This window comes from Algoriphagus boritolerans DSM 17298 = JCM 18970 (genome assembly GCF_900108085.1).
GTDB lineage: Bacteria > Bacteroidota > Bacteroidia > Cytophagales > Cyclobacteriaceae > Algoriphagus > Algoriphagus boritolerans.
In genome coordinates this window covers 35,634-49,471 of sequence record NZ_FNVR01000007.1, presented here as the reverse complement: position 1 = coordinate 49,471, position 13,838 = coordinate 35,634, and the positions used below count along the sequence as shown (strand labels likewise).

Genomic DNA, 13,838 nt, shown 5'->3' with positions numbered 1-13,838 from the left:
AATGCCCTAAAAAATTTCTCACTAATCGAGAAGCATTTCTTTTGGGCATTTCATAATCTGAATTAGGTTTGGTTATTCTTTAATGAAGCGCTTGTGAAGCACTCGTTTCGTATTGAATGACTCAAAGATATAAATACCCGCCTGAATTCCGCTTAAATCAAGCTCTAAAATCTGTTCACCTCGGCCTGTTTGCCCATCGAAAACAACCCTGCCTGCCATATCAATCACCCGATAATTTGACTGAATCATGTCCTGGGGTAGCTCAATGGTCAATTTTGATGAAGCGGGGACGGGATAAACATTAAAACCTCCCTCTGGTACAAGTTCCGGGATGGAAGTCACAAAATCTTCCTGCAAAATATCCTGATCAGGTGTCGGGAGCTTTTCACTCGTGTAGAGGACAAATTCACTGGGACGGAAATTCATCGTCAACGTGGTCCCAGCAAGAGTTAATTCTTCCCCGGTAAAATAATTGTACCATTTTCCTGACCTTGGAAAACTAACAGAGGCATTGCCTGCAGTACTCAAACCGAAATTCCCATGCATCACCACGTCCATATCGGGATGTTCCAATAGGATAGATTTGATTCCGGCACTGAGATTCAATGTGGTTTTTTCAGGTGAATTGAATGCCTTATGCTCGCTTTTCAGCTTGATCATTTCCTGATAAAGCCTGAAGAGGCGTTCCCGCTCGGGATCATTCAGATATTCCCATTGGGTAGGTTTGATTCCAAGTCGATCGTTATTGAGTTCTTGGTCATAGCCAAATTCCCCAAACTGCCAGATCATTTTTGGTCCGGGAATACCAAAATAGAATGCGGTGAGTAGCTGATTTCGATTGACGGCATTCTCCAGATTTCTCAGGTTCAGCGGTGAAGTAGCGCCAAAATTCAAGGTTTCCCACATCACCCGCTCTTCATCATGGGATTCCTGATAGGCGATCAGGTTACTTTTATTCCATCCTCGGTTCTTATAGTAAGCGTAGTCAAAGTTCTTATTTTGACCTTTTGCCATCTCACGAAAGTCAAAATTGATATTTCCCCAAAACATCATTCCATAGTCAGCCAATTCTTTTTCCTCGTCATTGGCAGACAGGTGCTCCAAAATCACATAAGCATCCGGATGATTGGCTTTGATCCGGTCGTAGATATGTTTCCAGATTTTGATTCGAGAAGGATCGTATTGTGACCAAAGACTGACATTGTCTCCGGTATTGACTTGGGTAAAGCCTTTGGAAAGATCAAATCGAAACCCGTCCACTTTATATTCTGTCAGCCAATAATTATTGACCGAGTCGACAAAAGCCTGGGTGTATTTACTTTCGTGATTGAAATCGTAGCCCACATTGAAAGGGTGCTTTGCCACGCGATTAAACCAAGGATTATCCTCCGTTGGGGCCCCGTAGTCACCGTCATTATAAAGTCTGACCATTGGGTTTTGACCAAAAGCATGATTGAGCACCATGTCCAATAGGATCATGATTCCTTTACCATGAGCCTCATCGATCAGGCGTTTCAGGTCATTTTTGGTGCCGTAGTATTTATCCGGAGCGAAGAAAAAGGAAGGATTGTACCCCCATGAAAGGTTTCCTTCGAATTCACCTATTGGCATCAGTTCAATCGCGTTAATCCCCAATTCTTTGAGGTAATCCAGGCGATCGATTACAGCATTGTAGGTTCTTTTTTCATCAAAATCACGTACCAAAAGCTCATAAACCACCAACTCCTCAGGCTGAGGCTTCTCGTACGAAAGGTTTTTCCAAGGATAAGGATCTTGGGATGTCTGAAGGTAAGTGGCCTGAAATTCTGTTTTTCCCGAAGGATAAGGTTTCAGCCCGGGATAGCGATTCTGATCGATAATCTCCTGATCATTGAATGGGTCTGAAGTTTTCTCGGCATAGGGATCACCGATTCGGATGGTTGCATCGACCAGGTATTGGAAAATGTATTCCTGCTTTGGGACGAGGTTGGATATTTTCAACCAGAAAATCTCTCCATCCGGGCTGCGCTTCATTTGGTACTCCGGTGAAACTTGCCAGTCATTGAATTCTCCAATTACATGGGCAATGCTTTTTCCTGGCGCTTGAAGTGCCAAAATAACTTCCGTATCAGATAGGTAATTGATCCCAAGCCTCGCTCCAGCAGGTAGCGAAGCGGTCTCTGAAGGAGCAAAAACAAAAATATTTACTGTCTGGGAATCTTCTTGATCTCCCTTTTTAGCTTTGGCTACCAAATCAAAATTCCCTGCTTCTGAAGCCGTAAACTTGAAAATAATTTCTTCGGAATTAAGGGCCTCAGCCACTTTTACGCCCTCCAGTTCAAAGCTAAGGTCAGCTGCTTCTGTTGCCGCAGCTTTGAAATCATAGCTCTCTCCTAGCTCAAGTGAAACTGAAGCTGCAGCCTGAGGGGAAACAAATGAAATATCAAACCCTTGGGCTAAGTCAACGAAAAAGTCTGTATTTGAAGCCGTTTTGCCTTCTTTGGTTCCATCTGTATTTCTAAAAACCATTCCCAGGCGGTAAATGGTCAGGTTATTGGGGTTTGCAAAAAATTCATTGGGAATAAGTTCGTATGTGTAAATATTAGGTTGACCATCGACTTTGGTCATTTTCGCAGCTGGATTGGAGGTACCCCATTCGAATGGAACTATCGTCCAGGTAGTAGAAGCCGCTCCACCCGTGACTGCGCCAATGTGAATGTAGATGTCACAATTACAATCCTTCAGTCCTGTGGTGCCTTTGGAAGCATCATAGATGATTTTTACACTTGCCGAAGCGCTGGGCACGGCAGGCTCGGTAGTAACCTGAGAGAAACCTTTCAGCCCAAAACAAAAAGTGAAAAGGAGAAAAACACCAATTTTGAAATTCTTCATTGATTTGTTGAGAATGAATAACCGGCTTTTCGGACAAACCCAAAAAGCCGGTAGATAATTTACACTGAAAATCAGACTTTGGCCGCAGATTTAGTTTTTCACAAGCGTGTAACTGGCTAGGCCAGCAGGGCCGAGATAGAAAGTAATGGTATAATTACCCGCTTCTGCTATTGTGATATTATCGCCTCCGGCTGTAAGTTCACCGTTGCTTCCGCCGTAGTTGAAGTCCCAGTTATTATTTGCTCTGAACTTCATTTCACCAGCAGCAAGATCTGTGGTGATTTTAAGTGAATTTGTCTCCCGATCGAATGTATCCAAAACTGTATCGGAATCCCATCCTCCTGCTGTTGCGCTTCCTACTATTCCCCATCTCTTGGCAGTACTGATGGTGTAAGTTTTGGCAGCAAGATCCACATTGAGCTCGTAGGTCCCATCTTCTGCAACTTTAATATTTTCTCCATTAAGGTCCAGGGTATTGTTAGCTCCGTCATCACCGTAGTTTACATCCCAATTTGGACCTTCGGTCAATTTGAATTCTCTGGATCCTCCAATGATATGCACAAACCCTTTGAATTTGTTATCGAAATTTTCAGAATACAGCACTGTCATTTCATTTTCCGGATTCCAGCCTTGGTAATCTCCAGGAACATACATCACCGGGAAAGCAACCGTGGCGTCATAAGGCGTGATTGAAAGTGTGGTTGGCTCACCTACAATTGGAGAAAGGTTTTGATTGATAGTTGCCCGAACTCTGAATTCCACATCAGAAGGAACCTCAAACGGAAGTCCTTTAGCTAAAAGGGCATCATTAAGTTCTTCCACATTTACAGCTATAATATTGGATTCAGTCTCAGCTCCCAAATTGACCGGTTCTGAAAAGTTTGAACCTGGGACATCCATTTGGAGGCTATATTTAACCACACCGGAGGTTCCGAAATCAGCAGCTGTCACTGTGAATTCAAGATCAGACTCCGCAGCACCGTCTTTTTGAAGGACAATTGAAGTTCCTGAAGCAGGACTGGAAAGTGAAGATGCGGTCTGGGGAACAATAGGAGGCATCTCATAAGTGTCACACCCCCAAAACATTGGGATCAGCACAACTGCCCAAGCGATTCGTTGAATTACTTTCATAGATTTTGAGTTTAAATTTGAATTAAGTTATATCTTGGATTAATGAAATTTTTTGTTCGCTAAGTCTTACTATATTTTTATTTTTCAAGACTTTTTCCCAGCAATTTTTGAAAACATAAAGCAGTATTTGTCCATTTCCAATAGGCTGATCTTTCATTAATGGGAATAATTTTATGCACACGTTTGCGGTGACGTTTGCACAACCAAACTTTTTTTCAGTTGCAATAATTTCTTTTTTTGGTATTTTAGAAATTATTCGAAAATCGATTGCGCTAACTCAATTCAGGGTATTTTAGCCAACCTGAAATAAATTCTGGGAATAGTATAATTCTATGAAGATCATCCAAGTCACAATCAAAGATATCGCAAGGGAACTCAACGTCTCCTCCTCTACTGTTTCCAGAGCGCTAAAGGATTACCCCGGAATCAGCGATGAAACAAAACGAAAAGTGCGTGAATTAGCTGATAAGATGAACTATCGACCCAATGCCATTGCTCTGTCACTTCAAAAAGGCAGATCTTACACGATTGGAGTCATCATACCGGAAGTGGTTCATTTCTTTTTTTCCACAGTAATCAGCGGGATTGAAGAGGTAGCTTTTGCCAGAGGATATAAGGTCATTCTCACACAGACTAATGAAAAATTGGTTCGGGAGAAATCCAGCATCGACACCATGCTTTCCAATCAGATAGATGGGGTGTTGGTGAGCTTTTCAAAGGAAACCACGGAGTTTGATCATTTCAGCAGTCTGTTGGACAAGGGCTTTCCGATCGTGTTTTTTGATCGGGTTCCCGATATTTCCAACGCAATCACCGTTACAGTCAACGACTACAGTGGTGCCTATGAAGCTACCAAGCACCTTCTTCACCAAGGGTATCGGAAGATTGTTCACTTATCCGGTCCTAATAATCTAAAAATATCCAAGGAAAGATTGAGAGGTTACCAGGATGCACTTTTGGACCACGGATTTACACCAGATCCTTCATTTGTTATAGAATGTAATCGGGGAACCGATGACGAAAGTCAAAAAATCGTCAATGAAATCCTTCAAACCTTCCCCATAAAACCCGATGCTTTTTTTGCCAATAATGATATGGCAGCTGTTGGGGCTATGTTGGCCTGTAAGGCTGCCGGACTGCGTGTTCCTGAAGATGTAGGAATCGTAGGATTTAGCAATTGGCAGTTTTGCTCCATGATAGATCCCTCTCTATCGTCTGTCTCCCAACCCGGTTTTAATATCGGTGCAAAAGCAACTGAAATTCTTTTGGATCTCATCGAAAAAAAGATTCAACTCCACGAAACAGGGAATTCTGTAGTCCTTGAAACAGAATTGCTCATCAGGAAATCTTCAGTCAGATAAAAAAAAAAGCGGAAATCTTGGATTTTAAGACACTGGAAGTGCAAACGATTGAATAGCCCTAATTTTTATTTCCAATAGGTTTTGGAAGTTTTGTGTTTCAAAATACGGATAACAAAGCCCTTCATGCCCGGTTTTTATATTCGGTTTCCTGGTTATTTTAGCGCAATTCATTTATAAATTTTGATTTCCTGCATCCATGACTAGTAAAAGCGCTATTTCTTATCCTTCTCGCAATTCTTCCCAACACTTGGGTTTTGGAAGCATCCAAGAATGGAAGCAAACAGAGATTGGTCTTGAAGGAAAAAGTGAGGTTGGTCGATTTAGAATATCGGTTTATCAGGGAGGCATTATCAGAATCCAGGCAAGTAGATATGATTCATTTGAATCTAATCCCTATTCAGTCATCTCCGAGCCCGATAAAGTTAATTTTAACCTTGAAGAGGGTGACAATAAACTTTACCTGACTACCTCATTGATTCGATTGAAGGTGGATTTGGATAAGTTTACCTTCTCATTTTTTGACCTAAATGGAAACCTGCTCAACGCCGATGATTCGCTGGGAACCTCTTGGATTGGAACTGAGGTAACATCCTACAAGCAAGTTCAAAAAGAAGAAAAATTCATCGGTTTGGGTGAAAAAACGGGGAATCTAGACCGATCAGGGAGAGCCTACACCAACTGGAATACCGACTATTTCGCATATGGCATAGGGGATGATCCGCTTTACATGAGTATTCCATTCTACATAGGTATTCATGATAAAGGAGCCTATGGGATCTATTTTGACAATACCCATAAATCCGTTTTCAATTTCGGCGCTTCAACCAATCGATTTGTTTATTTCAGTGCCGAAGATGGAGATTTGGACTATTACTTCATTTATCAGCCTACAGTGGCTGAAATCATCAGCGCTTACACTTGGCTGACCGGGAGGATGCAACTGCCGCCAAAATGGGCTTTAGGTTTTCAGCAATGCCGATATTCCTATTATCCGGACTCGGAGGTGTACACTCTTGCCCAGACATTTCGGGATAAAAAGATGCCCGCTGATGTCATCTACCTGGACATTCATCACATGGAGGCGTATAAAGTATTCACCTTTGACGGGGAGAAATTTTCCGATCCCAAGGGCATGATTACCCGCCTGAAGGAAAAAGGGTTCAAAGTCGTAGTGATCATGGATCCCGGCATCAAAACGCAACAGGGTTACTTACCCTACGACGAAGGGCTTGAAAATGGACTTTTTGTAAAATACCCGGATGGAAAAACCTATGAAGGTCAGGTTTGGCCGGGCTGGTGTGCATTTCCTGATTTCACAAAAGAGGAAACAAGATCTTGGTGGGCTGAGAAAATGGCTTTCTACACTGATGCCGGAGTGGATGGGTTTTGGACAGACATGAATGAACCAGCCTCATGGGGACAGTTTACGCCAAATTTGATCGAGTTTGACTATGAAGGAGAGAAAGCCTCCCATCGAAAGGCACGCAATATCTACGGCATGCAAATGGCCCGAAGTGCTCAGGAAGGATCGTTTTTTCAAAATCCAGACAAAAGACCCTTTGTCCTTACCCGATCAGGTTTTGCAGGAATTCAGCGCTTTGCTGCTGCATGGACCGGTGACAATGTGGCCTCAGAAGAACACATGCTCGCAGGAATCAGACTGGTCAACAGTATGGGATTAAGCGGAGTTTCCTTTGCCGGATATGATGTGGGAGGTTTTGCGGCTGAGGCAAGCAAGTCTCTTTTTGCACGTTGGATGAGCCTCGGAGCTTTTGCCCCTTTCTATCGAGCCCACTCCATGATCAACAGTAATGATGCGGAGCCCTGGGCTTTTGGGGAAGAAGTAGAGGAAATCAGCAGAAACTATATGAAGCTGAGATATAGACTATTACCTACTATCTACAGTAAGTTTTATTCAAGTAGCCTTAGCGGCTTGCCAATTTCAGAAAGCCTGGCAATCCAGTATCCTCTGGATGAAAACATCTACCTCAGTGCTTTTCAAAATGAATACCTCTTCTGTGATGCCTTTTTGATTGCACCGGTGGAAAGCACCAAAGAAATCACGAAAGTCTACCTGCCTGCCGGTGATTGGTATTACCTTTTCTCAGATAAAAAACATAGCGGAAAGGAAGTCATTTATCAGGATTGCCCGCTGAATTATTTGCCAGTTTATGTCAAAGGAGGTCAGTTGTTTGCTTTACAATCTGATGTAAACTCAGCCTCCGAACAAACGGATGGAATCCTGCGAATTCACGTTTATAAAGGCAAAACGGGTTCAGAATACTTACATTACGAAGATGCCGGGGAGGGATTGGGGTATCTGGCGGGTGAATATTTGAAGCGAACCATCAGCTACAATCCAGAATCCGAAACGTTGGAATTTGGAAATGTAGAGGGTTTGTACCAAAGCAATTTCGACAGGCTGAAAGTTTATTTCCATGGGTTCACCCTAGACTCGGTAAGTATTGATGAGGAACGTTATCCATTGAAAACCGAAGCTTATGCATTCCTCGGGAAACTGACCGAATTTGATCCTCTGCCGGAAAACGATCATCCTTATTTTGAAATAAATAATCTCCCCTACCTGGACCTGGATCATCTTAGTTCGGCTTTTGTGATCAAAGGAATCGTCTAGACTAAAATCCAAAATACCCCTAACCTTCCCTCCCAAAATGACTCAAAACAAAAAGCGGCTGAGTTTCTGGCAAATCTGGAACATGAGCTTTGGATTTCTTGGAATTCAGTTCGGATTCGCCTTACAGGGTGGATTTATGTCCAGAATATTCCAAACTCTTGGAGCCGACAAAGATGCTATTCCTTTCCTTTGGATTGCGGCACCATTAACTGGACTTTTAGTGCAGCCGATAGTGGGTTATTTGAGTGACAGGACCTGGCATCCTAAATTTGGCCGAAGGAAACCTTTTTTCTTCATCGGTGCGGTGTTCAGCACAATTGCCTTGTTTTTCGCTCCCTATTCTTCCGCTTTGTGGATGGCTGCGGGAGCGCTTTGGATCCTGGATGCTTCGATCAATATTTCGATGGAACCTTTCCGTGCATTGGTGGCAGATAAGCTCCCCGATGCTCAGCGTTCTTACGGGTTTGTAGTTCAGACGTTGATCATCGGGATTGGTACTTGGATTGCCTCCAATCTTCCTTTGATGATGACTCAGATCGGAGTGCCAAATACGGCGGCGGAGGGTGTGGTACCGGACTCGGTAAAATATGCTTTTGCCATTGGTGCGCTGGTACTTTTCTGTTCAATCCTGTACACAATTCTCACCACAGATGAATACCCTCCAGAGGATTTGGAAGAATTTGAAAAGGAAAAATCTCTGAAAAAGGGCTTTTTCAGCGGATTTGGAGAGATCATAAGAAACATCTCGGAAATGCCAACAGTCATGAAGCAGCTTGGTGTGGTTCAGTTTTTCTCCTGGTTTGCCTTTTTTACGATGTGGAGTTTCGCCACCCCTGCTATCACCGAACATATTTTTGGAGCCACAGACACCACCTCTTTGGAATATAACAATGCGGCTGACCGTGTGGGGAATTATTTAGGGACATATGGATTGGTTTCCATGTTCTATGCCTTGATTCTTGCCTTTGTCGCTTCTAAAATCAAAATTAACCGCAAGCTTCTCCACATGGTAAGCCTGATTGCCGGGGGTAGTGGCTTTATTCTTATCTACTTCATATCAGAGCCCTGGATGCTCCATATTTGCTTTTCGCTCGTAGGAATCGCCTGGGCAAGTATTTTATCCATGCCTTATGCCATGCTATCCAGCTCAGTTGAACCAAAGAAAATGGGCGTTTACATGGGTATTTTCAATATGTTCATTGTCATTCCTCAAATCATCGCAGCACTTGGAGGCGTCAATTTTCTGTATAAAATCCTCTTTGGTGAGGCTGTGATCAACACGATGCTCTTGGCCGGGACCCTTTTGATTTTGGCTGGTTTTTCCAATCTTTTGGTAACCGATCGAAGAGCCACCCACGACTAAAAAACCACAAACCATCACAAAGGCCAATTCCGTTCGGAATTGGCTTTTTACATTTATGTAAAATTCAATTCTATGAAAACCATACGAATTACCGGAGTCCCTGAGCATTTCAATTATCCGTTTCGGATTTTGGAAAAAAACCAGCCATTCTTGGCAAGAGGAATAAAAATCCAGTGGATTGATGAATCCAGAGGTTCGGGTCAAATGAATCAAGCCTTGAGAAGTGATGAAGCTGATATTGCTGTTCTGTTGACCGAAAGCTTTCTCAAGGATGTAGAAGCTGGAAATCCGGCTAAAATGATCGGATATCATGTAGAAACACCTCTAAATTGGGGGATTCATATTCGAAGTAAATCTCCGGTAGATGAGCTGTCGGAATTGGATAAAAAGCATTTTTTAATCAGCAGAATGGGTTCCGGATCTCATCTGATGGCCTTTGTTTTGGCTAAAAGAGAAGGATGGAAACCGGAGGAGCTGACTTTTGAGATTGTCGGAAATATGGATGGAGCTAAAGAGGCAATGCGAGGAGGAAGTGAGGGGATATTCCTGTGGGAAAAATATACTACCGCACCGATGGTTAAAAACGGCACCATGAGGCGAATTGGTGAACTACCCAGCCCCTGGCCTTGCTTTGTCATGGTGGCTTCAGACAAGGCTCTGACAGACTTTGGAAATTGGATTTTTGAGGTGAGAGATGAAGTGTATAAAATAGCTCAATCGCTGTCTAAAGCTCAAAATTGCGCTACGGTCTTGGCTGATTTTTATAAATTGGAAATACAGGAAGTGAAAAAATGGCTGGAACAAACTCAATGGTGCTTTTCCCCAAAAGTATCCCGCTCTGAGTTGCTACAAGCTATGGAGGTGATGATAGATCTTGCTATGCTCCAAAAGAAATTACCCCTTGAACTCTTCCTCGTTTCGGACCGATTGCAGGTGGTAGATTGAGTTTGCTAACGGCAATCGGATACAAAATTTGGTTCCGTGACCGAGGTGGCTGTCGATTGAAATTTCCCCTCCGCATCTTCTGGTAAATTCCTTTGCCAACTGTAATCCTAAGCCCGAACCCTTTTCTTTGTAAGTTCCGGGTCGGGATTTAGTTAAGGAATAAGAGTCTGAAAGCAAAAGCTGAATTTGTGCCTCTTCCATTCCTATTCCTTGATCAAGGACATACCAATGTGCCCATTCCCCATCCGTTTCCGAAAAGATGGTTACAGCATCTTCGGAATTTGAAAATTTCACCGCATTATTCAGGATATTTCTGACCACCACTTCAATCAAATCCCGATCTGCATAGACTTCCACCCTGGATTCCATTTGGTTGAAGATGGAAAGCTCTTTTTCTTTGAATGAAGCCTGGAGTAAATTCAGCGAATTATCCACTACTTCTCTTAGGTCAAAAACTGAAAGGTTAACCTTAAATCCATCCATCTGAGCCATGGACCATTGCAGGGTATTGTTCAGGGTGAAATTTACCGAATCGATATCCTTGTTAAGGACCAGCAGGAGTTCGTTGAATTCTTCCTGATTGAGATGCCCGGCCAGAAGCAAATCTATCACCGATTTGACTTGGGAAATTGGCCCCCTTAAATCATGACCCAGGATCGAAAAAAGTTTATTTTTGGTATCATTCATTTCCTTGAGCTGATTGGATTGATTGGCCAGCTCGAGGTTTTGTTCCTCGATTTTGCGCTGCTGCTCCAGCAGATCAGCATTGAATTTGGAAACGTTCTTATTCAGGAAAAATAGCCGAATTCCAAGAGCACCGATCAGTAGGGCTGTGACGGCAAAGAAAATGGTATATCGTCGGGAAGTTTGCAGCCTGTAGGACTGATTTTCATTTTGAGCCTTCAGAAGTTCCAATTCAGATTCTTCCAGATTTCTCTGAAACATCTCCTGCAATAAGCCAAGCCTGTCACGATTTGACTTGTTCAGAAGTGAATCATTTAATACCAAAAATTTGGATTGGTGAAAAAATGCTTTTTGGAGGTCATTATTTTCCTCATAAATCTTAGCTAAATAGCGGTGACTTTTTGATAATTCATCCAAAAAATTATTCTCTTCGCAAAGTTCTATCGAGTATAAAAGAATTTTCTCGGCCTGATCGAGCTTTCCGTCCTTAAGGTAAGCATTTCCCAATCGATGCAAAACACCGGCCTCAAATGATTTTACTCCTTGAATCTGAGCTATTTGAAGAGAACGGTTAAAAATCACCTGGGCAGAATCATAGGCTCCTTTTGCCAAATAGACATCCCCTATAACCCGATCTGCAAAAGATGTCAGGTAAGGTGAACCCGCATTTTCATTCAATTTGATGGATAGCGATGCATAAGCCATCGCAGAATCAAGTTGATTGGTTTGGACCATGTTGAGGGCAACATTATTCAATGACCGGATTTGGGTGGAAAGATCATTGACTTTGGTGGCCAACTCATACCCTTTTTTGAATTGCTGAATAGCCATGGGGTAGTTTTGTTGCTCGAAGTACAAAGCCCCCATATTATTCATCAACCTGGCAGCCTGCAGCTCGTCCTTGGCTTCTACCGCCAGATTGTAGGCTTTCTCTGAATATTCAAAGGACAATTGCCATTGACCCTGACGATAATATATCCAACCAATATTTTCCAAGGCTCTGCTTTGCCCTGATAAATCACCTAATTTTTCAGCCAATGAATCCGCTTCGAAAGAAAATGTCATCGCCTCCTTTTGATAGCTTTCGCGGAGCGATGTGGCCATCTCATTCAGAAGATTGACCCGATCCCCTTTGGTTTTACCAGACAGGAGCGAATAGAGACTATCCATGGATGAATCTTGTGAAAATCCACTCAAGGGAAGCCCAAGAAATAAAATAAGCGTAATCAGGTAGAAAATCGGGCGACTCACTATTCGTTTTTATTCAAAATGCTCTGCAAAATAAAGATTATCAGAGACAAGATAATGTATATCAAAAGGAAAAATCATAAAATGCCCCGATCAGGATTGGAGACTTTCCCAATCCCAATCTTTATTCATTTGTTTTATTGCGTGGTGAGCTGTGAGATCGTATTGACAGGGTACAATGGAAATGTAATTATTTGCGATGGCCCATTCGTCGTTATCCTCACCTTTGTCAAAATTTACAAAATTACCTGCCATCCAGAAGTATTTTCGACCCGTGGGATCATAGCGCTCTGCAAACTCCTCCTGCCACTTGGCATCTGCCTGACGGCAAACTTTGACCCCTTTGATTGCCTCATTTTGTTTGGGCGGAAAGTTGACATTCAAAGCTACCCCTTTCGAAATTCCCTTTTCGAGGACCTGACGGGCAATTTTCTCAACCCACTCTTCCACATGGGAAAAATCCGCCTTGGATGAATAGTCACATAAACTGAAGCCAATAGAAGGCAACCCTTCAAGTGCTCCTTCGATCGCTGCCGACATAGTTCCTGAATATAAGACAGATATAGATGTATTGGAGCCATGATTGATCCCACTGACTATCAAGTCGGGGGTTCGGTTCTTCAGGACATAATGCTTGGCAAGCTTGACACAGTCAGCTGGAGTTCCGCTGGACTTGAAAGCCAAGACATCTTCAAAAATATCCTCTTCATACAATCTCAGGGTCTCTCCTATCGTAATGGCGTGGCCCATTCCGGATTGCGGACTGTCTGGAGCAACGACTACGACGTCCCCGATTTTTTTCATCACTGAAACTAATACTCGGATACCTTTGGAGGTAATTCCATCGTCATTGGAGACGAGGATAAGTGGTTTGGACATAAAAATTAATTCTTCAATTCGTTGTAGTAGGCGGTAATTCTAAGCAAATCCCCCCGCTTGTCATGCTCAAGTCTGTTTTTTCGCATGAAAAGATCTATTTCATCATCGTAACCCGGAAGTAGCGCAAAAAGGTCTTTCTTTTTCAAACTATAGCGCTGCAAACGACCATTTTTGAAGAAATAATAGTTGAAAGCAAGTCGATACCCAAAGCTGTTCTGAGGCCCCCACAGCGGATTCATCCCCATTGGCCCCCAATAATTCATGCCTCTGGTATCCGTGGCGACATATTCTCTACATAGCAGTGCCAGGTCGTTGCCTTCAGTGAGTACCTCAAAAAAAGTTGGGCTCTCATATTCCCCATTGATTGCATAGGGAAGGCTGTAAAATCTTCGAATGCCACCAAAGATTTCGTCAAATATCTCAAAATTGGAGACATTGGAAGCCGTGAATGTTTCTATGGTTTCATTTTGGAGTTGTACCAGATTATTATCCAAGTCGTATTTCACAAGACCTGATCGTGTTGAACCATCATTAAGGTATATATTTCCTTTGTGCCAAACTTGTGACGGAAACTGGCTATTCTGAGCGAAGACTGCTATCACGCCCAGAAAAACAAAGCTTAGTGTGATTATTGCCTTTTTCATGGTGACTATTGTGCTAAGAATAAACGATGGAAAGTTATTTGGGTTTTTTTAAATGATTTTCCGACTCTCAATTAAGT

The 13,838-nt window shown here is 42.7% G+C and carries 9 protein-coding genes; 4 read left to right on the top strand and 5 right to left on the bottom strand.

Translation table 11 applies throughout. The features are described 5' to 3' along the window. Positions 1-72: 72 nt before the first annotated feature. Positions 73-2,871, bottom strand: coding sequence for an alpha-amylase family glycosyl hydrolase (locus tag C4S61_RS08525; RefSeq protein WP_103924373.1), 2,799 nt, complete (start codon positions 2,869-2,871; stop codon positions 73-75). A gap of 90 nt (positions 2,872-2,961) precedes the next feature. Next, a complete protein-coding gene (locus C4S61_RS08520; RefSeq protein WP_235009887.1) occupies positions 2,962-4,002 on the bottom strand; it encodes a SusE domain-containing protein in 1,041 nt (346 codons plus the stop codon). Between the two features lie 332 nt (positions 4,003-4,334). Here C4S61_RS08520 and C4S61_RS08515 point away from each other — a divergent pair, with 332 nt between their 5' ends. The 4 genes from C4S61_RS08515 (at position 4,335) to C4S61_RS08500 (ending at position 10,306) form a co-directional block, all read left to right on the top strand. Then, positions 4,335-5,363, top strand: a complete 1,029-nt coding sequence (locus C4S61_RS08515) for a LacI family DNA-binding transcriptional regulator (RefSeq protein WP_103924372.1) — start codon at positions 4,335-4,337, stop codon at positions 5,361-5,363. A gap of 196 nt (positions 5,364-5,559) precedes the next feature. After that, positions 5,560-7,998, top strand: coding sequence for a glycoside hydrolase family 31 protein (locus C4S61_RS08510; RefSeq protein ID WP_103924371.1), 2,439 nt, complete (start codon positions 5,560-5,562; stop codon positions 7,996-7,998). A gap of 37 nt (positions 7,999-8,035) precedes the next feature. Beyond that, positions 8,036-9,361, top strand: coding sequence for an MFS transporter (locus C4S61_RS08505; protein ID WP_235009885.1), 1,326 nt, complete (start codon positions 8,036-8,038; stop codon positions 9,359-9,361). A 72-nt stretch (positions 9,362-9,433) separates the two neighbouring features. After that, positions 9,434-10,306 (top strand): ABC transporter substrate-binding protein, encoded by an 873-nt coding sequence (locus C4S61_RS08500; RefSeq protein WP_103924370.1) that lies wholly within the window; start codon positions 9,434-9,436, stop codon positions 10,304-10,306. Here C4S61_RS08500 and C4S61_RS08495 read toward each other — a convergent pair. From C4S61_RS08495 to C4S61_RS08485, 3 genes are all read right to left on the bottom strand, one after another. Continuing rightward, the gene (locus tag C4S61_RS08495; RefSeq protein ID WP_146064366.1) at positions 10,256-12,160 is read right to left on the bottom strand and encodes a tetratricopeptide repeat-containing sensor histidine kinase; all 1,905 of its coding nucleotides are present in this window, start codon (positions 12,158-12,160) and stop codon (positions 10,256-10,258) included. The two genes, C4S61_RS08500 and C4S61_RS08495, sit on opposite strands and share 51 nt — an antisense overlap. A gap of 171 nt (positions 12,161-12,331) precedes the next feature. Further along, positions 12,332-13,117 (bottom strand): 5'/3'-nucleotidase SurE, encoded by a 786-nt coding sequence (surE, locus tag C4S61_RS08490; protein ID WP_103924368.1) that lies wholly within the window; start codon positions 13,115-13,117, stop codon positions 12,332-12,334. 5 nt (positions 13,118-13,122) lie between these two features. Beyond that, on the bottom strand, positions 13,123-13,761 hold the full coding sequence (locus tag C4S61_RS08485; protein ID WP_103924367.1) for a hypothetical protein: 639 nt from the start codon (positions 13,759-13,761) through the stop codon (positions 13,123-13,125). Between the last annotated feature and the right edge of the window lie 77 nt (positions 13,762-13,838).

Bases quoted from the DNA above. Each gene is read 5' to 3' on its own strand.
- C4S61_RS08525 (WP_103924373.1), bottom strand. From the start codon at position 2,871: ATGAAGAATTTCAAAATTGGTGTTTTTCTCCTTTTCACTTTTTGTTTT.
- C4S61_RS08520 (WP_235009887.1), bottom strand. From the start codon at position 4,002: ATGAAAGTAATTCAACGAATCGCTTGGGCAGTTGTGCTGATCCCAATG.
- C4S61_RS08515 (WP_103924372.1), top strand. From the start codon at position 4,335: ATGAAGATCATCCAAGTCACAATCAAAGATATCGCAAGGGAACTCAAC.
- C4S61_RS08510 (WP_103924371.1), top strand. From the start codon at position 5,560: ATGACTAGTAAAAGCGCTATTTCTTATCCTTCTCGCAATTCTTCCCAA.
- C4S61_RS08505 (WP_235009885.1), top strand. From the start codon at position 8,036: ATGACTCAAAACAAAAAGCGGCTGAGTTTCTGGCAAATCTGGAACATG.
- C4S61_RS08500 (WP_103924370.1), top strand. From the start codon at position 9,434: ATGAAAACCATACGAATTACCGGAGTCCCTGAGCATTTCAATTATCCG.
- C4S61_RS08495 (WP_146064366.1), bottom strand. From the start codon at position 12,160: ATGGATAGTCTCTATTCGCTCCTGTCTGGTAAAACCAAAGGGGATCGG.
- surE (WP_103924368.1), bottom strand. From the start codon at position 13,117: ATGTCCAAACCACTTATCCTCGTCTCCAATGACGATGGAATTACCTCC.
- C4S61_RS08485 (WP_103924367.1), bottom strand. From the start codon at position 13,761: ATGAAAAAGGCAATAATCACACTAAGCTTTGTTTTTCTGGGCGTGATA.